This window comes from Bacillus sp. m3-13, assembly GCF_000175075.1.
GTDB lineage: Bacteria > Bacillota > Bacilli > Bacillales > Bacillaceae_I > Sutcliffiella_A > Sutcliffiella_A horikoshii_C.
On sequence record NZ_ACPC01000012.1, the window covers coordinates 68510 to 88234 of the forward strand.

Genomic DNA, 19725 nt, shown 5'->3' on the forward strand with positions numbered 1-19725 from the left:
TAGATAGATTTTGTGCAAAGGTTGTGAGGTGGAACAGATGAAATGGCATGAAATGAGAGCAGAAGAAGTCGAAGAACAGATCAATTCCGATTTTGAAGCGGGCTTAAGTGAATCAGAAGCAAAAAATCGTCTGTTGCAGTATGGGACGAATGAACTTCAGGAGGCGGAGAGACCGAACGCCTTTTTAGTGTTTTTAGAGCAATTTAAAGATTTTATGGTGGTGGTGTTGCTTGCTGCAACACTGATATCCGGTTTGCTAGGGGAATACATCGATGCAGTTGCCATTATTGCCATTGTGATCATTAATGCATTTTTAGGATTTTTCCAGGAACGAAAAGCAGAAAAGTCCTTACAGGCATTAAAAGAACTCTCGGCACCACAAGTAACGGTTCTTCGAGAAAAAGAATGGCGAAAAGTGGCCTCAAGAGAAATAGTGGTAGGGGATATTATCAAATTTGGGAGTGGAGACCGTATAGGGGCGGATCTTCGAATTGTACAGGCCAGTTCCCTTGAAATTGAGGAGTCTGCTTTAACAGGGGAATCCGTTCCAGCTGTAAAAAGTGATAAACCTGTACATGGCTCGGATATATCAATTGGAGATCAGGAAAACATGGCCTTTATGGGGACGCTTGTGACCCGTGGTACAGGTGTGGGTGTCGTAGTTGCAACTGGTATGAATACTGCAATGGGACAAATTGCCGACCTTTTGCAGACTGCAGAGACAACCATTACTCCGTTGCAGCGGAAATTAGAGCAGCTTGGGAAGATTCTGATTACCGTTGCGTTGATATTGACAATGTTAGTAGTTGTGGTTGGAGTTCTACAAGGCCACAGTCTATATGAAATGTTCTTGGCTGGTGTGTCATTAGCAGTCGCGGCCATACCAGAAGGATTGCCGGCTATTGTGACCGTTGCACTTTCGCTTGGGGTTCAGCGGATGATCAAAAAGAAATCCATTGTCAGAAAGCTTCCTGCAGTAGAGACTCTAGGGTGTGCTTCTGTTATTTGTTCCGACAAGACGGGAACGCTGACCCAAAACAAAATGACCGTTACGCATGTTTGGTCAGGTGGAACCACATGGAATGTGAGCGGTAATGGATATGAACCAAAAGGGGAATTTATATCAGAAGGCCCTGAAAGCAACAGTAAGAATAAATCCTTGCATCAATTGCTGACATTCGGTCTGTTATGTAATCACGCCAATATAATTCAGAAAAAAAACCAATACATCCTTGATGGAGATCCGACAGAAGGTGCGCTTGCGGTTGCAGCCATGAAGGCTGGGTTTACTCGGGATGGCTTATTAAGTGAGTTTCAGATTGTAAAAGAGTACCCGTTTGATTCGGAGAGAAAGATGATGAGTGTTGTCGTGAAAGATAAGCAAGGGAAATTGTTTGTCATCACGAAGGGTGCTCCGGATGTCATCACAAATGTGAGTGACTCTTTATTATGGGAAGGCAAGCGCGAAATGTTTTCTTCCAAATATGAAAAGGTTGTAGCTGATATGGTCCATAGCCTGGCTTCACAGGCTTTGAGAAATATCGCGGTGGCTTTTAAACCGATTACCAACTTTCACGATGGCATGCAGGAAAGAGAGATTGAAAAAGACCTTGTTTTTATTGGAATTCAAGGGATGATTGATCCACCTCGCCCAGAAGTAAAACAGGCAGTCCGTGAATGTAAAGAAGCAGGAATCAGGACAGTGATGATCACAGGGGATCATATTGTCACTGCAAAAGCGATTGCAGCCGAAATTGGCATCCTTCCAATGGGAGGAAAGGTGTTGGAAGGAAAAACACTTCAAAAAATGAGTCAAGAAGAGTTGGAAGACATGGTGGATGACGTATATGTGTTTGCAAGGGTATCTCCTCAGCACAAACTTTCCATTGTAAAAGCACTGCAGAAAAAAGGTCATATTGTCGCCATGACAGGAGATGGAGTGAATGATGCCCCTGCAATAAAAGCTTCTGACATTGGTATTGCGATGGGGATTACCGGAACGGATGTTGCCAAGGAAGCAAGTTCACTTGTATTATTGGATGACAATTTCGCCACTATTAAGTCAGCTATTAAAGAAGGGCGTAACATTTATGAGAACATAAGGAAGTTCATCCGATATTTATTGGCTTCGAATGTAGGGGAAATTCTTGTAATGCTGTTTGCGATGTTATTGGCTTTGCCGCTCCCACTTGTACCGATTCAAATCTTGTGGGTGAACCTTGTAACGGATGGCTTGCCGGCAATGGCGCTTGGACTTGATCAAGCCGAAGGGGATGTCATGAAGCGTAAGCCAAGGCATCCAAAGGAAGGTGTGTTTGCCAGAGGACTTTGGTGGAAAATTGTCTCGCGCGGTTTTCTGATTGGAATTGCCACGCTCCTTGCATTCATCATTGTATACAAACAACATCCAGATAACCTCATCTATGCGCAAACAGTGGCATTTGCAACTCTTGTCATGGCGCAGCTTATACATGTGTTTGATTGCCGAAGTGATAGATCTATTTTCCATCGTAACCCGTTTCAGAACATGTATCTTGTCGGCGCAGTAGTCTCCAGTATCATTTTAATGCTGGTCGTAATTTACTATCCACCATTACAAGGGATTTTCCACACAGTGGCACTTGCTCCGAAAGAGTGGTTATTGATTATGGGGATGGCATCGTTACCGACCTTTTTGTTGGTGGGAACCCTTTTCACGGGAAAAGTAAAAAAAAATATGGTATAATTTATTAAAGGTAGTAGAGGTGGACTCTATTGCCTTTTCTTCTTTACCCGCCAACAATAATGCCGCCTCTTAAATTTCTGTAAAAATAGCTTTCAAATTAGGGGAAACAATGCTAATATAGTGGTTGCTTAGCATCAAGAATGGCCAGTTTTCCGGCTCTTTTCTATACTTAAGAACGGAAGTGAGTATAATATGGTGAAAAGTATGACAGGCTTTGGCCGGGCAGAGGCAAAACAAGGTTCCTATCAGATTCTTGTCGAGATGAAATCTGTCAACCATCGCTTTTGTGAGATTAATATCCGGATGCCTAAGCAGTTCCTAGCAATGGAAGAGAAAATGAAAAAAGTCGTTCACTCTTATTTGCAAAGAGGAAGAATAGAAATGTTCATTACGATTGAGGGCCAAGACATACATGATAAGCATTTGAATGTGGATTGGGAGCTTCTTTCGGCATACATAGATACTATACATAAGGTAAAAGATAGATACCAAATTTCCGGTTCCATTGAGATTAATGATATACTTAAATTAGAAAATGTGTTTACCATCATGGAAACACAAACAGGGATGGAAGCAATAGAAGAAATATTGCTAGACCAAGTCCATTTAGCGTCCAAGCAATTGGTTGCCATGCGAAAGGCTGAAGGCGATCAGTTGCAAAAGGATATTATCACCCATCTAACTTTTATCGAAAACATGTCGGAGCAGCTTGCAAAACTCGGTCCGACCGTTGTGGAAGCGTATCGGTTGCGTTTGGAGAAAAAACTGAAGGAATATTTAGGTTCCCAGATCGATGAACAACGTATACTGGCAGAAGCCGCTATTTTTGCTGATAAGGCTGACATTAACGAAGAGTTAAAAAGAATTAACAGCCACCTTGGTCAATTCACTCAAACCTTGCAATCTGCAGATCCTGTAGGCAGGAAGCTTGATTTTCTTGTTCAGGAATTGAACAGGGAAGTGAATACCATCGGATCCAAGGCGAACGACGCAAATATCGCAAATCTGGTAGTCGAGATGAAAGCTTGCCTGGAAAAAATTAAAGAACAGGTGCAAAACATTGAATAATCATTGATTACTAACCTGTGAACACGGTTAGAATAGAGTTTGTAACTAGAGGTGGGAACCATGAGCATAAAGTTGATTAATATTGGCTTTGGTAATATCGTATCAGCAAATCGTATCATATCTATTGTTAGTCCTGAATCTGCTCCGATCAAAAGAATTATCCAAGATGCAAGGGATCAGGGTATGTTAATAGATGCAACCTATGGAAGACGCACAAGAGCAGTACTAATAATGGATAGCGATCATGTTATCTTATCGGCGGTGCAACCTGAAACAGTGGCACAACGCTTGGTAAATAAAGATGATATGTCTGATGAAGGGTAGGTATTTGTAAATATAATGAGAGATAGAGGATTATTGATTGTCCTTTCCGGGCCTTCCGGTGTTGGGAAAGGGACAGTAAGAAAAGCGTTATTTTCAAAAGAAGATGTCAGTTTGCATTATTCCATTTCCATGACGACACGTAACCCGCGTGAGGGGGAAGTGGACGGAACGGATTACTTCTTTAAGTCTAGAGAGGTATTTGAGCAGTTAATAGAAGAAGATAAATTTATCGAATGGGCAGAGTATGTTGGTAATTACTACGGCACTCCTGTTGATTATGTAGAACAGTGTTTAGCAGAAGGAAAGGATGTCTTCCTTGAAATTGAAGTCCAAGGTGCCATTCAAGTTAAGAGCAAATTCCCTGAAGGTGTTTTCATCTTCTTGATGCCGCCAAGCCTTTCTGAACTAAAGAATAGAATCACAACAAGAGGTACAGAGACAGAAGACTTAATCAATAACCGCATGACAGTTGCCAAAGAAGAAATCGAAATGATGGACGCTTATGACTATGTGGTAGAAAATGATCAAGTGGACCTTGCTTGTGACAGAATTAAAGCAATTGTTCAGGCAGAACATTGCAAACGTACAAGATTGCGTGAAAAATATAAGCAAATGCTGGAGGCTGAATAATATGCTATACCCATCTATTGATTCCCTAATGCAAAAATTAGATTCAAAATATACGCTTGTAACCGTGTCTGCACGACGCGCTCGTGAACTGCAACAAGTAAACGACCAAATGATTGAAAAAACGGTTTCCTACAAATTTGTCGGAAAAGCCCTTGAAGAGATTGATGCAGGCTTACTATCTGCAAAGACAATCAAAACTGCTGAAAGAAGCGAAGGCATCCTAAATCACAAGTAAAGATAACAACCTAGAAATAGGTTGTTATTTTTTTAAAAAGAAAGAAAGTCTATAGTACGGTTGATTTCATTTACTTAAGGGTTTATGAAAGGCACCTAACCGAGTTAACTGAAAATGAAGTAACCCTTCGTTAAAGTAACTTCTAGCTGTGGATTGGAGCAAAAGGCGAAGACTCCTGAGGGAGATAGCGGTAGCTTGAGACCCCGCAGTGAAGCGAGGAGGCTCAAGCACCGCCCCTAGGAAAGCGAAGCCATTTGCGGAAAGGAACAGCGGTGATTAACCAATCCGCCTAAATTTTAGAATTAAAAGGACCGGGCGGATTTTGCACGGTTTTTCTTAATGAGGCAAGTGCCTTTAGGCAAAAGATATTTATCGGGGTTAAGTGGATTTTCAAGTACATGACGGGGGTTGTGAAATGAAAAATAAAAAAATCCTATTGTGTGTGACAGGTGGAATAGCTGTCTATAAAGCGGTTGCTTTAACAAGTAAGCTCATTCAGCAAGGTGCCGAAGTGAAGGTGATTATGAGCCAGTCCGCCTGCAAATTTGTTACACCATTGTCTTTTCAAGCTTTATCAAGAAACGAAGTATTTACCGATACATTCGAAGAAAAGAATCCTGCCGTTATTTCACATATTGACCTTGCAGACTGGGCCGATGTGGTACTGGTTGCACCCGCAACTGCAAATGTAATCGGCAAGCTTGCGAACGGTATTGCAGATGATATGATCACGACAACTTTATTGGCGAGTCCCGCCCCTGTTTGGATCGCACCAGCTATGAATGTACATATGTATGACCATCCTGCGGTAAAACATAATATGGAGAGGCTAGTTACTTTCGGATATCGTTTCATTGAGCCTGGAGAAGGTTTTTTGGCATGTGGCTATGTTGGAAAAGGAAGATTGGAAGAACCTGAAACGATTGTGGAAGGACTCAAACGTTATTTCCAGAAACAAGATGAGATGACGCTTAAAGGGAAAAAGGTACTTGTAACCGCAGGCCCGACTGTTGAAAAAGTAGACCCTGTACGTTTTTTCACCAACCGTTCAACAGGAAAGATGGGGTATGCCATTGCAGAAGCAGCAGCAAGTTTAGGAGCGGATGTTATCTTGGTATCAGGCCCGACCAACCTTCCTGATCCGCCGACAGTACAAACAATCCGAGTGGAATCTGCTGAAGAAATGTTTCATGCTGTGATGGAACACTATGAAAAGACAGATGTTGTCATTAAATCAGCTGCCGTTGCCGACTATCGTCCTAAAATTGTGTCAGACATCAAGATGAAAAAACAGGACGGAGACAGTGTGCTTGAGTTAGAGCGAACGAAAGACATTTTAAAAACTCTAGGAGAAAGAAAAGAATCACCAGGTGCTCGTGGGATTTGCGGCTGAAACGAATAATGTAGAGGGATACGCCAAAGGTAAGCTTGAAAAGAAAAAACCTAGATTATGTGGTTGCAAACAATGTAACCGTTTCTGGAGCAGGATTCGGCACGGACACGAATCTGGTTACCATTTATAAAAAAGACGGTACAAGCATTTCTCTGCCGATGATGTCAAAACAAGGATGTCGCTTATGCACTTCTTGAGGAAGTTGCAATAGCCCTAGAGGAAAAAACAATGACCTACTATGCCAGTGTGATCGTTGATGTCCCTGCCAAACAAACGGACAGAGCCTTTGATTATGAGATTCCGACAAAATGGCATGGATTCATTCAACCCGGTATGAGGGTGAATGTACCTTTTGGCCCAAGACAGATTCAAGGTTTTGTAGTGGAAGTGAAAGACAATACCACCGTACCAAAGACCCGTCCCTATTACATCATTGATTGATATCCAGCCAATCCTTACACCAGAGCTTATGCGATTGGCAGACTGGCTTAGAGATCATACGCTATGTTTTACCATTTCTGCCTACCAGGCAATGTTACCGGCAGCTTTAAAGGCGAAATATGAAAAATAGGTTAATTGCCACAGACCTAGGGGGAGTCCCTGCGGAACTTCAGCCTTTTTTTCACGCATCAAACCGCGTTAAGTTTGAAGAGATGGCAGGAACAAGTCACTTTAAAACAATCAAACAGCTGATCGAAGAGGACGTGTTGGAGGTTTATTATGAAGTAAAAGATAAACTTTCCAAGAAAACGAGAAAAGTAATGGAATTACAAATGTCAAAAGAAGCCCTACTGGAAGCAAAACAGAAAATTTCTGCTCGCGCTGCCGCTCAGCATAAACTGTTGGACTTTTTTTTAGAAACAAATACGGAAAAGATCGATAAAAAAACATTGTTAGAAGAATTGCAGATTGGAACAAGTGCAATCGGGGCTTTAGTGAAACTTGGTATTTTAAAAGAAAAAGATGAAGAAATTTATAGGGATCCTTATGAAAACAGGGAGTTTAAAAAGTCTCAAGCCCTTTCATTAACTCAGCAGCAACAGGAAGCCATCATTCCCATTCTTCATTCAATCGAACAACATACACATGAAGCATTTGTTATGTTTGGCGTCACAGGGAGCGGTAAAACAGAAGTCTATATGCAGGCTGTAGATGCAGTATTAAAGCAAGGGAAAGAAGCGATTGTCCTTGTTCCTGAAATTGCCTTGACTCCACAAATGGTCAACCGTTTTAAATCAAGATTCGGTTCAGATGTGGCTGTGATGCACAGCGGGCTTGGAATGGGTGAGAAATACGATGAATGGAGAAAGATCCATCGAAAGGAAGTAAAGGTTGTTGTTGGCGCGAGGTCCGCTATCTTTGCCCCTTTTGAAAACGTAGGTATCATCATCATTGATGAGGAACATGAAACAAGCTATAAACAAGAGGACACCCCGCGTTATCATGCCCGCGATATTGCTTTAGAAAGGGGCAGATATCACCAATGCCCTGTTGTTCTTGGCAGTGCCACCCCCACACTTGAAACCTTCGCCCGAGCATCCAAAGGGGTGTATAAGCTTCTGACGATGGACAAAAGAATGAGTGAACAAGGAATGCCTTCAGTGGAAATCGTCGATATGAGAGAAGAACTGCGAGAAGGCAACAGATCGATGTTTTCCAGAAGCCTTCTTGAAAAGCTTCAAACTAGACTAGAAAGAGGAGAACAATCTGTTTTATTTTTAAATAAAAGGGGTTATTCTTCTTTTGTAATGTGTCGAGACTGTGGATATGTGGTGGAATGTCCTCATTGCGACATTTCATTAACCTACCATCGAAGCAGCAATCAAATGAAATGTCATTATTGCGGATACGAAGAACCTGTCCGCTTTACATGTCCTTCCTGTGACAGTGAACATTTCCGTTTCTTTGGCACAGGTACCCAAAAGGTAGAAGAAGAATTAACAAAGCTCCTTCCACACGCAAGAGTCATAAGGATGGATGTGGATACAACAAGCAGGAAGGGTTCTCATGAAAAACTTCTCCAGCAATTCGGGGACAGGAAAGCAGATATTCTGCTTGGCACCCAGATGATTGCCAAGGGACTTGATTTTCCGTATGTGACGCTTGTTGGAGTATTGACGGCGGATACGATGCTTAATGTTCCTGATTTCCGTTCTTCTGAAAAGACCTTCCAGCTACTCACACAAGTAAGCGGAAGAGCGGGCAGGCATGAATTGGCAGGTGAAGTGGTGGTCCAGACATACAGTCCTGAACATTACAGTGTGGAACTTGCCGGAACGCATAATTACCTGGACTTCTACCAAAAAGAAATGCAAATTAGAAAGCTGCATCAATATCCGCCATTTTACTTTTTGGCGCTTGTTACCGTGACACATCACGAATTAACGAAAGTGGTTACAGTTACAGAAAAAATCACCAATTTCTTAAACATGCAATTATCAGATGAGGCTGTTATACTTGGACCGGTTGCTTCCCCTATAGCGAGAATAAAGGACCGCTACAGGTATCAATGCATCATTAAATATAAACGAGAACCAAACTTACACGAAGCATTAAAAACGGTCATTGAAAAATACCAAACACAAATGGATCAAGAAAAGTTAGCTGTTCATATTGATCTAAATCCTTATATGCTCATGTAACTGATGGAGGAATCAAGATTGACTATATTAGATATTGTGAAATACCCAGCTCCAGTGCTGGAGCAAAACTGTGAGGCGGTTACCGTATTTGATAAAAGGCTAATTCGACTCTTATCCAATATGTATGATACGATGCTCGAGGCAGACGGGGTCGGACTTGCAGCACCCCAGATAGGCATCGCAAAAAGAATCGCTATTGTAGATATTGATGATAAACATGGAAAGATAGAACTAATCAACCCTGAAATAGTGGATGAAGAAGGGGAACAGGTCGGACCTGAAGGCTGTTTAAGTTTTCCCGATTTGTACGGGGAAGTGAAACGCGCTGATTATGTGAAGGTACGTGCTCAAAACCGAAAAGGGAAATGGTATGAGCTGGAGGCACGAGGATTCCTTGCCCGTGCTATTCAACATGAAATTGACCATTTGAACGGTGTATTGTTCACATCTAAAGTGTTAAGATATTTTGAACCAGATGAGTTGGAAGTAGAAGGGTGATAGTGATGAAAAAGAAAATTGTATTTATGGGAACGCCTGATTTTGCAGTACCTGTATTGCAACAAATTATCCAAGATGGATATGAGGTAATTGCGGTGGTAACACAGCCTGACCGTCCTAAAGGCAGAAAAAAGGTGTTAACGCCACCTCCTGTAAAAGTAGAGGCGGAAAAACATAACATCCCAGTGTATCAACCGGAAAAAATTAAAGAGGCTGCAGAGTATGAAAAAATCACTTCATTAGAGCCGGATTTAATTGTAACTGCAGCATTTGGACAAATTTTACCTAAGCCCTTGCTTGATGCACCGAAATTCGGCTGTATCAATGTCCATGCTTCTTTGCTACCAAAACTGCGAGGTGGTGCACCCATTCATTACTCTATCATCCAAGGGCATGAGAAAACTGGTGTAACCATCATGTATATGGTCGAAAAACTGGATGCAGGTGATATGTTAACACAAGTGGAAGTGAGAATAGATGAGCGTGACCATGTCGGTACCTTGCATGATAAATTAAGTGTTGCTGGATCTAAATTGCTCTCAGAAACCCTTCCGCAACTTTTTGATGAAAAGCTGCAAGCAGAAGTACAAAATCATGAAGAAGCAACATTTGCATCCAACATCAAGCGTGAACAAGAAAAAATCGACTGGACGAAGGATGGGGAGCAGATCTATAACCATATTCGCGGGTTGCACCCATGGCCGGTTGCCTATACCACCATGGAAGGGCAAGTGATGAAAGTTTGGTGGGGGGAGAAAACCCAAATTACCTATGAAGCTGTACCTGGAACCATCATTGGAATCGAGGATGATGGATTCATCGTCAAAACAGGCAATTCTACAGGGATTAAAATAACAGATTTGCAGCTGGCTGGTAAGAAGAGAATGACTGGAACGCAATATTTGAACGGCGCAGGAGCTTCATTATCAGAAGGCACAAAGCTAGGAGACTAAGATGAAAAATGTAAGAGAACTTGCTTTAGAGGCATTGTTAAATGTGGAAAAGAAGCAAGCATACAGTAACTTATTGTTAAATAACTATCTGGATTCAGGTAAGTTATCCAAAAAAGATGCCGGGCTTTTTACAGAAATTGTGTATGGTACCATTCAAAGAACGATAACCTTGGACTATTATTTGGCTTCCTATATAGAAAAACAAAAAAAGTTGCAGGATTGGGTAAAAGTCCTGTTAAAGATGACTTTGTATCAGATGTTGTATCTAGACAAAGTTCCGGCACGCGCCGCTATTTATGAAGCGGTAGAAATTGCCAAAAAAAGAAGGACACAAAGGTGTTGCATCCGTAGTCAATGGCGTGTTAAGGTCCATTCAGCGTAACGATGTCCCTGATTTAGAGAAAATAGAAAATGATGTGGAGCGCATTTCCATTTCGACAAGCCATCCTAAATGGTTAGTGGAAAAATGGATTGAACAATATGGCGTGCATGATACAGAAAGAAATGTGTGAGATGAACCTTGTCCCTCCACATCAATCAGCCAGAGCAAATACTGCAAAGGCTGATGTGGAAGAAGTTTTGCAAATGCTCACCACTCAAGGATTTAATGTGGAAAAAGGCGAGCTTGCAGAAGAAAGCATTGTCTCTTTAAAAGGAAATATGGCCTATTCTAATGCCTTTAAAAATGGCTATATGACCATTCAAGACGAGAGTTCCATGCTTGTAGCCCGAGCGCTTGGTGTAGAAAAAGACGATTTTGTTTATGATTGCTGTGCAGCTCCTGGAGGGAAAACAACACATATTGCCGAATTATTGAAAGATAGTGGTAGAGTCATTTCAACCGACCTCCATGAGCACAAGGTGAAACTTATTAAAGATCAAGCAGAACGCCTGCAACTTTCCAATATAGAAGCACAGGCCCTTGACAGCCGAAAGGCACAAGAAATTTTTAAGGAAGAACAGTTTGATAAAATTCTCGTAGACGCACCATGTTCAGGTTTTGGTGTTATCCGCAGGAAGCCAGATTTGAAATACACGAAGTCGATGCAAGATATCAAGCAACTAGCATCTATTCAATTGGCTATACTAAAGGAAGTGGCACCTCTTGTAAAAAAAGGTGGAACTTTGGTATATAGTACATGTACAATTGATAAAGAAGAAAATGCTGATGTAGTACAAGCATTTCTAGAAGCAAACAAAGAGTTTGAAATAGATTTCAACATTAAAGAATTACTGCCAGAAAAGGTAAACAGCTATGTTAAAGAAGGTATGCTCCAACTATTGCCTCACTATTTTGGTACGGATGGATTTTTTATTGTTAGACTAAAAAGGCAGGTGTAAAAAGATGGAACATAATACAAAAGAACAAATCAAACAAGAAGAAGCAACGCGTAAACCGTCCATCTATTCTCTACAATTGCACGAATTGGAAGAATGGTTACTAAGTATCGGAGAAAAAAAATTCAGAACAACACAGATCTTTGAATGGCTCTATCAAAAGCGTGTGACATCATTTGAAGAAATGTCCAATCTCTCTAAAAGCTTGAGAGACAAGTTAGAAGAGACGTATGCCTTGACAACGTTGAAAACGATTGTTCAACAAACATCTTCTGATGGAACGATGAAATTCCTATTTGAACTTCATGATGGATATTCCATTGAAACGGTCCTAATGAAGCATGAATATGGTAATTCTGTTTGTGTAACGACACAAGTAGGCTGCCGAATCGGATGTACATTCTGTGCTTCTACTCTGGGCGGATTAAAACGTAACCTTGAAGCAGGAGAAATTGTTGCGCAAGTAGTGAAGGTACAACAGGCTCTTGATGAAATGGATGAACGTGTCAGCCACGTTGTTATCATGGGGATTGGTGAACCATTCGATAATTTCGACGAGATGCTCGACTTCTTGAAAATTATTAACCATGACCAAGCGCTTAATATTGGTGCTCGTCATATTACTGTTTCCACAAGTGGCATCATCCCGAAGATTTATAAATTTGCAGATGAAAATATGCAAATTAACTTTGCTGTTTCCCTGCATGCACCAAACACAGAAATACGTTCAAGACTGATGCCTATCAATAGAGCATATAAACTTCCAGATCTAATGGAGTCGATCCGTTATTATATTAATAAAACGGGACGTCGTGTGAGTTTTGAATATGGCTTGTTCGGTGGGGTCAATGACCAGGTAGAACATGCTGAGGAATTGGCACAGCTGCTAAAAGGCATGAAGTGTCACGTGAATTTAATTCCGGTGAATTACGTTCCAGAGCGTGACTATGTGAGAACGCCAAAAGAACAAATTAACTTATTTGAAAAAACGTTGAAAAATCTTGGTGTCAATGTAACGGTTCGTCGTGAGCAAGGCCACGACATCGATGCTGCATGCGGACAGCTGCGTGCGAAGGAGCGGAAAGAAGAGACGAGGTGACAATGTTTAATGGTCTTTTTAACAGATAGAGGGAGAGTTCGTTCACATAATGAAGACAATGGGGGAATTTTTGTTAATAAAGACGGCACAAAGCTAGCAGTGGTTTGTGACGGAATGGGGGGCCATCAAGCAGGTGAAGTGGCAAGCGAAAGAGCAGTAAGCCACATCAAGGAAGTGTGGGAAGAGACAACCAACATCTCTTCCCCTGAACCTGCTGAGATCTGGTTGAAAACGTTCATTCTTCAAGCTAACCAAACACTCTTTGACCATGCAAATTCCCATGAGGAATGCAATGGAATGGGGACTACAATCGTCGCTGCCATTATTGGCGATGGTTTTGTTACCCTTGCACATGTCGGTGATAGCAGGATTTATCTTGTTTCAGAGGAAAGTGCCAAGCAATTAACGGAAGATCATACTTTTGTTAATGAACTTGTAAAAACAGGGCAAATATCAAAGGAAGATGCAGAACATCATCCTAGAAAAAATGTTATACTACAAGCTTTAGGGACAGAAAAAACAGTGAAAATAGATATAAAAACCATTACATATGATGACCCAGGGTATATTCTCCTTTGTTCAGACGGCTTGAGTGACAAAGTGAAAGACCGGGAACTGGTGGAGGTTTTAAACAACGGGAACCATGCTTTGTCTGAAAAGGCAGAGGAATTAATAAGACGCGCCAACCATTACGGTGGGGAAGATAATATCACGGTTGCCATCTTGGAATTATCTGTCTCCGAAGCTGGGAGTGGGTGAAATAGGTGTTAATAGGTAAAAGATTAAATGATCGCTACAAAATTAAGGAAGTCATTGGTGGCGGTGGAATGGCGAATGTTTACCTTGCCCATGACATGATTTTGGATCGTGACGTAGCAGTAAAAGTATTACGTTTAGATTTTGCGAATGATGAAGAATTTATTCGCCGCTTTAGAAGAGAGGCGCAATCTGCAACAAGCTTGGATCATCCGAATATAGTAAGCATTTATGATATCGGAGAAGAAGATGATATTTATTATATCGTGATGGAGCATGTGTCAGGAAAAACATTAAAACAGTACATTCAACAATATGCACCTGTGGAACAATACAATGCAGTGGAGATTATGAATCAGCTGACATCCGCTATTTCTCATGCCCATGAAAACGGTATAATCCACCGGGATATTAAACCGCAGAACATTTTGATTGATGATTACGGCACCATAAAAGTGACTGATTTTGGTATTGCCATGGCCTTGAGTTCAACAACCATCACTCAAACTAATTCCCTTTTAGGTTCTGTTCATTATTTATCTCCTGAACAGGCTAGAGGAAGTTTGGCAACAAAAAAATCTGATGTCTATGCACTAGGTATTGTGATGTTTGAATTGTTAACAGGAAGATTGCCGTTTTCCGGGGAATCTGCTGTTTCGATTGCTTTAAAACATTTGCAATCACAAACACCATCTCCAAAGCGTTGGAATCCTACTTTGCCTCAAAGTATGGAGAATGTTGTATTAAAAGCGATGGCAAAGGATCCACTTCACCGCTATGAATCTGTAGAAGAAATGCAGGCAGATGTCATGACGGCACTTGAACCAAGCCGTATGAATGAACCTAAATTTTATATTCCAGATGACGATGAAGAGGCGACAAAGGCCATTCCGATTATAAAAGGCAGCTTAAACAATCTGTCTAATGAGGATGAAACTAGAATTAGGCCACCAGAGAATAAACCTGTAAGCGAAAAGGCTGAAGAACCACCGCCTCCTAAAAAGAAGAAAAAGAAAAAATGGGTTATCGGATTGTTACTCTTACTTTTACTGCTTGTTGGTGGTGGAATTGCTGCATTTACACTATTACCTTCCATGCTTCTTCCTAAGGATGTAACAGTCCCTGATGTGTCAGGTAAAGAGTATGACGATGCTGTCAAAGACCTCATCGATTTAGGTTTTGTTTTAGAAGAACCAAAAGAGGAACCTAGTGATGAGATAGAAGAGGGTAGAGTGACGAGAACTTTCCCTGAAGCAGGAGAGGTAGTAAAAGAAGGCAAAGCTATTACCATATTCCAAAGCTTAGGAAAAGAAAAAGTTGAAATGTCTGATTACTCGGGACTTCCAGTTAATGAAGCTATCAATAGGATAAAAGCAGCCAACTATGACGACCATGATATTGAGGAAATTCATTCTGATGACGTCCCCGAAGGAGAGGTCATCAATCAAGAACCTGAAGCCGGGGAAAGTGTTGTTCCGGAAGAAACAGTTGTAAAACTTATTGTTTCTTTGGGTTCAAGTCCTATTGAACTGGCCGATTTTCAAGGATCATCCATTGAGTTTGCTCAACGACATCTTGCTAACTTAGGGTTAGAGCCAGAAGTTACAAGGGAGTATAATGATTCTGTATCTGAGGGGAATATTATAAAACAGGAGCCTGCACCGGATTCTCAAGTGAAAAAAGGGGATACCATTAAACTTATCGTTTCTGATGGGCCACAGCCCGGAGATAAGACGGAGGATATACCACTTGAAGTAACATATGACCCGGAAGAAGAAGGCGCAGAGCAGACAGTAGAATTATATATAGAAGACCTTAATAACACCATGGATGGTGAACCAAAGGAAACCTTCATAATTACGGAGGACTTAATCACCAGTTTCACGGTGACAATCGCTTATAAGCAACAGGCCAAATACAAAATTGTTGTAGATGGAAAAGAAGTAGAAACTAAAACCATCAACTATGACGATATCGAGTAATTATTAAGGAGTGAGTGTATGCCAGAAGGCAAGATTGTCAAAGCATTGAGCGGTTTTTACTATGTTTTGACGGCGGATGGCAAAATTACCCAATGTAGAGGAAGAGGGGTTTTCCGTAAAAATAAGATAACCCCTCTTGTTGGGGATTCCGTTGTATTCCAAGCGGAAAACGACCAAGAAGGATACATCATGGATGTACTTCCTCGGAAAAACGAGCTGGTTAGACCGCCAATCGCTAACATTGATCAGGCAATACTTGTGTTTTCTGCGATGGAACCTGAATTCAGTACGGTTCTTTTAGATCGATTTCTTGTGCTGATTGAATCCAAAGGGGTCAGTCCATTGATTTGTATTTCTAAAATGGACCTTCTTGATGAAGATGCCAAACTACTGGGGTTTGCCGATTATTATCGTTCCATAGGTTATGAAGTGTTGTTAACTTCCACCAAGGAACCTGAGCAGCTTAAAGAGATACTCCCATATCTGAAAGAAAAGTCCTCCGTCATTGCTGGACAATCAGGAGTTGGAAAATCATCTCTTTTAAACGTGTTACGCCCTGAACTAGAATTAAAAACAGATAATATTTCTTCCCACTTAGGACGTGGAAAGCACACAACCAGGCATGTCGAGCTGATGGAAATCAACAACGGTTTTGTTGCGGACACACCTGGTTTTAGTTCACTAGAGTTCCTTGAAATGGAAGCGGAAGACGTAAAAGATTGTTTTCCTGAATTCGTTGAAAAAAGCCATGACTGCAAGTTTAGGGGATGTACGCACCTTAGAGAACCAAAATGTGCGGTGAAAGAAGCGGTTGAAAACGAAGAGATTGCGTCATACCGCTATAAACATTACGTTTCTTTCGTTGAAGAAATAAAAGACAGAAAGCCGAGGTACTAAATATGATAAAAATCGCCCCTTCCATTCTAAGTGCGGATTTTGCCAACTTAGGAAAAGACATATTAGATGTGGAACAAGGAGGAGCAGACTATATTCATATTGATGTGATGGATGGTCATTTTGTGCCAAACATCACCATTGGCCCTCTAATCGTGGAAGCAGTTCGTCCTATCACAAAGCTGCCACTAGATGTGCATCTGATGATTGAAAACCCCGATGCCTACATTGCTGATTTTGCAAAAGCGGGTGCCGATATTATTTCCGTTCATGTGGAAGCATGTCGTCATCTTCACCGCACCATCCAGCATATTAAATCACAAGGCGTTAAAGCTGGGGTTGTTATCAATCCTGCCACACCGGTAGAAAGCATCATTCCTATTTTGAATGATGTGGATTTGGTGCTTTTAATGACAGTCAATCCTGGATTTGGCGGTCAAGCTTTCATCCATGATGTTTTGCCGAAAATTAAGCAGGTCGCATCCTTGGCGGAAGAAAGAGGATTGTCCATTGATATCGAGGTTGATGGTGGCGTGAATCCTGAAACAGCAAAGCTTTGTGTAGACGCAGGTGCAAACGTTTTGGTTGCCGGATCTGCCATCTACAACAAAGAAGACCGTAAACAGGCAATCTCCTCCATCAGAAGTAACTTGTCATAATTTTGCTTTTGTGCGGAAAGCTATTGGTAAATGGTGAGGGAGGAATTTCTAAGATGAATATTTCGAAGGATGACCAGGCAATACTTGAACAAGCGTTGCATTCCGCATTGACCAATAGCACCGATTATAACGAAATAGATATGTATGAACAGCTGCTAAAGAAATTTTCTGGAGTTGAAGTGGAAAATAAACAACTGGACGGATTCCGTTACGATTATGACGACTCCTCCAGCACGTAAAAAGTCTTCGTTAATGAAGGCTTTTTTACGTTAAAAAGAAAGGGGAGAGGCAAATTGATTATACATATTGTTGCAGGGGGACCAATTGAGCGGATACCTAAGCTGTATGATTGGCAAGCAGAAGATGTGATGTGGGTAGGCGTAGATAGAGGGGTTGCTTATTTACTTGAGCAAAATATCGTCCCAACCAAAGCTTTCGGAGACTTTGATTCCATTACAAGAGAAGAACTTTATAACATAAAAGCACAGCTCCCTCACGCAGAAGTATTTCCAAGCGAAAAAGATGAAACAGACACGGAAATTGCCGTAAACTGGGCGCTTGAACAAAATCCAGCACTCATCAGAATTTTCGGAGGAACGGGTGGAAGACTGGATCACTTTTTAGGAAACGTACAGCTTTTGTTGAAAGGGCTTGAGAGAGAGGTGTTAATTGAGATACACGATATTCAAAATAAACTTTTTGCCCATAGAGAGGGTACATACTTTATCAAGAAAGATGAGTCTTTGCCATTTATCTCCTTTATGCCCATCACCCCTGATGTAAAAGGCATCACGCTTAAGGGATTTAAATATCCTTTAGAAAAAAAGCATATTCGCTTTGGGGACACACTATGTATTAGTAATGAACTTGAAGTGGAAAGTGGTACTTTTTCATTTGATGAAGGCATATTAATGGTGATAAGGAGCCGTGATTATCATCCATTATCTTAAGACGGTCCCAGCGATCCGCTAATTTGCAACCTGATCTAATAAAAAGGTAAAAGTTCGGAGGAGGGAATGTAATGAAATTTTATACAATCAAACTACCTAGGTTCTTGGGGGGAATAATCCGGGCTATGCTTGGGTCGTTTAAAAAGGAGTAAGGCACCTCGAAAGGGTGCTTTTTTTATAAATGTATGGTGTTTTGGTTGGAAGGTTTGGCTGATTGAGGGTCGGCAACGTGGGCAAACTGGGCAAATGTCCGAAGATTTGTTGATTTTGACCGAAGTTTTTAAAAAGTTGACCGAAGATTTTGTGAAGTTGACCGAAGTTTTCAGATAAATGACCGAACCAATTTTTCAATTGTCCGAACAACACGGTGAAATTGACCAAACATTTAATTGATTTGTCCGAACCCCCTTGAAAATAGAAGTCATAATGACCGAACATGAAAAAAAATTGACCGAACCAATTTTGACATGCTAAAAAAGCACCAATAACTTAAAAATTACAACCATATTAGACTATTTTCCAATATTGTATACGGTAAAATAGTTATGTAAACATCACTACTGAAATCACATCGATCAACTTGCACCAAATCTCAACCCAAAGTAAAAAGCGACAGGGATTATCTCCCTGTCGCTTCTTTATGTGCGCAACTATTAATTAAACGCGCTCAACTTTACCTGATTTTAAAGCTCTTGCAGAAACGTATACACGCTTTGGCTTACCATCTACTAAGATGCGAACTTTTTGAAGGTTTGCACCCCAAGTACGACGAGTAGAGTTCATTGCGTGAGAACGTGCGTTTCCAGAACCAGTCTTTTTGCCTGTAATTACACATTTACGTGCCATGTTCAATTCCCTCCTAACTACAAAGAAACATCATTCAATATTTTCATTAGTAATAAGAAAGTACCTTCTTATTATTGCGAGAAGAACCATACATAAGGTCTACGTCCAAAGAAGTACCCTTCTGCATCGTTTTTCTTTACCAAAATAATCTCTTGAAAATACTTATATAATTTAACATACAACCCCACACATTGCAATAGTTCTAAGGAAAGCTTTCAAGAAAAAAACCTTGACATACATGTTTTTAGCATTCAGTATAATAATAGTATTATTAGAATAGTACCCGCCTGCTTTTAAATTGAACGTTTTTATAGTAAAATAGCGTGTAGACAAGGTGAAAAATCCAATTGAAGGGGGAACCTTTATGTCCATCGAACTAAAAACATCCTATGGTCAAATAGATATTTCTAACGATGTAGTTGCTACTATCGCTGGTGGAGCTGCAGTTGATTGTTATGGAATAGTAGGCATGGCCTCTAAAAGCCAATTGAAAGATGGGTTATCCGAAATACTTAGAAAAGAGAATTTTACAAAAGGTGTCATCGTGCGCCAAGAAGAAGATCAGTTACATATCGATATGTACATCATCGTAAGCTACGGGACAAAAATTTCCGAGGTGGCTCACAACGTACAAACGAAAGTGAAATATACCCTGAATCAAATGCTCGGTCTTTCCGTTGATTCTTTAAATATTTATGTACAGGGAGTTCGAGTTACGAACCCGTAATAAGGA

The 19725-nt window shown here is 40.9% G+C and carries 17 protein-coding genes and 3 pseudogenes; 19 read left to right on the forward strand and 1 reads right to left on the reverse strand.

What is annotated here, in order from left to right; translation table 11 throughout:
* Positions 1–37: 37 nt before the first annotated feature.
* The 18 genes and pseudogenes from M313_RS0105180 (at position 38) to spoVM (ending at position 18298) form a co-directional block, all read left to right on the forward strand.
* A complete protein-coding gene (locus tag M313_RS0105180; protein WP_010193103.1) occupies positions 38–2725 on the forward strand; it encodes a calcium-translocating P-type ATPase, SERCA-type in 2688 nt (895 codons plus the stop codon).
* A gap of 192 nt (positions 2726–2917) precedes the next feature.
* Positions 2918–3793, forward strand: a complete 876-nt coding sequence (locus tag M313_RS0105185) for a YicC/YloC family endoribonuclease (RefSeq protein WP_010193106.1) — start codon at positions 2918–2920, stop codon at positions 3791–3793.
* Between the two features lie 60 nt (positions 3794–3853).
* Positions 3854–4117: an extracellular matrix/biofilm regulator RemA gene (remA, locus tag M313_RS0105190; protein ID WP_010193107.1), complete on the forward strand. Its 264-nt coding sequence runs from the start codon at positions 3854–3856 to the stop codon at positions 4115–4117.
* 15 nt (positions 4118–4132) lie between these two features.
* A complete protein-coding gene (gene gmk, locus M313_RS0105195; RefSeq protein ID WP_010193108.1) occupies positions 4133–4747 on the forward strand; it encodes a guanylate kinase in 615 nt (204 codons plus the stop codon).
* 1 nt (position 4748) lies between these two features.
* Positions 4749–4982 (forward strand): DNA-directed RNA polymerase subunit omega, encoded by a 234-nt coding sequence (gene rpoZ, locus M313_RS0105200; protein WP_010193109.1) that lies wholly within the window; start codon positions 4749–4751, stop codon positions 4980–4982.
* A gap of 415 nt (positions 4983–5397) precedes the next feature.
* Positions 5398–6594: pseudogene (gene coaBC / locus M313_RS22755) on the forward strand (bifunctional phosphopantothenoylcysteine decarboxylase/phosphopantothenate--cysteine ligase CoaBC); the annotation flags it as partial.
* A 9-nt stretch (positions 6595–6603) separates the two neighbouring features.
* Positions 6604–9017, forward strand: a pseudogene (gene priA / locus M313_RS22760) (primosomal protein N').
* 18 nt (positions 9018–9035) lie between these two features.
* Positions 9036–9515 (forward strand): peptide deformylase, encoded by a 480-nt coding sequence (gene def / locus M313_RS0105215; RefSeq protein WP_010193111.1) that lies wholly within the window; start codon positions 9036–9038, stop codon positions 9513–9515.
* Between the two features lie 5 nt (positions 9516–9520).
* Positions 9521–10468: a methionyl-tRNA formyltransferase gene (fmt, locus tag M313_RS0105220; RefSeq protein ID WP_010193113.1), complete on the forward strand. Its 948-nt coding sequence runs from the start codon at positions 9521–9523 to the stop codon at positions 10466–10468.
* Position 10469: 1 nt separating this feature from the next.
* Positions 10470–11809, forward strand: a pseudogene (gene rsmB, locus M313_RS22765) (16S rRNA (cytosine(967)-C(5))-methyltransferase RsmB).
* 4 nt (positions 11810–11813) lie between these two features.
* A complete protein-coding gene (rlmN, locus tag M313_RS0105230; protein ID WP_010193120.1) occupies positions 11814–12905 on the forward strand; it encodes a dual-specificity RNA methyltransferase RlmN in 1092 nt (363 codons plus the stop codon).
* A gap of 9 nt (positions 12906–12914) precedes the next feature.
* On the forward strand, positions 12915–13664 hold the full coding sequence (locus tag M313_RS0105235) for a Stp1/IreP family PP2C-type Ser/Thr phosphatase (protein WP_010193121.1): 750 nt from the start codon (positions 12915–12917) through the stop codon (positions 13662–13664).
* 5 nt (positions 13665–13669) lie between these two features.
* Positions 13670–15643, forward strand: coding sequence for a Stk1 family PASTA domain-containing Ser/Thr kinase (gene pknB / locus M313_RS0105240; protein WP_010193124.1), 1974 nt, complete (start codon positions 13670–13672; stop codon positions 15641–15643).
* Between the two features lie 18 nt (positions 15644–15661).
* A complete protein-coding gene (gene rsgA, locus M313_RS0105245) occupies positions 15662–16540 on the forward strand; it encodes a ribosome small subunit-dependent GTPase A (protein ID WP_010193125.1) in 879 nt (292 codons plus the stop codon).
* A 2-nt stretch (positions 16541–16542) separates the two neighbouring features.
* Positions 16543–17196: a ribulose-phosphate 3-epimerase gene (rpe, locus tag M313_RS0105250; RefSeq protein WP_010193126.1), complete on the forward strand. Its 654-nt coding sequence runs from the start codon at positions 16543–16545 to the stop codon at positions 17194–17196.
* Between the two features lie 53 nt (positions 17197–17249).
* On the forward strand, positions 17250–17435 hold the full coding sequence (locus M313_RS0105255; RefSeq protein WP_010193128.1) for a hypothetical protein: 186 nt from the start codon (positions 17250–17252) through the stop codon (positions 17433–17435).
* Positions 17436–17489: 54 nt separating this feature from the next.
* A complete protein-coding gene (locus tag M313_RS0105260; RefSeq protein ID WP_010193130.1) occupies positions 17490–18146 on the forward strand; it encodes a thiamine diphosphokinase in 657 nt (218 codons plus the stop codon).
* Between the two features lie 71 nt (positions 18147–18217).
* Entirely contained in the window at positions 18218–18298 is an 81-nt protein-coding gene (spoVM, locus tag M313_RS25010; RefSeq protein ID WP_060665857.1) for a stage V sporulation protein SpoVM, read from the forward strand.
* 505 nt (positions 18299–18803) lie between these two features.
* Here the strand turns inward: spoVM and rpmB are convergent.
* Complete coding sequence (gene rpmB, locus M313_RS0105270) at positions 18804–18992, reverse strand: 50S ribosomal protein L28 (RefSeq protein WP_010193132.1); 189 nt, start codon at positions 18990–18992, stop codon at positions 18804–18806.
* Positions 18993–19356: 364 nt separating this feature from the next.
* On the opposite strand from rpmB, the gene M313_RS0105280 reads away from it, so the two are divergent.
* Positions 19357–19719 carry an Asp23/Gls24 family envelope stress response protein gene (locus M313_RS0105280; protein ID WP_010193134.1) on the forward strand — a complete coding sequence of 121 codons (363 nt, stop codon included), beginning with the start codon at positions 19357–19359 and terminating at the stop codon, positions 19717–19719.
* The last annotated feature ends 6 nt before the right edge of the window (positions 19720–19725 follow it).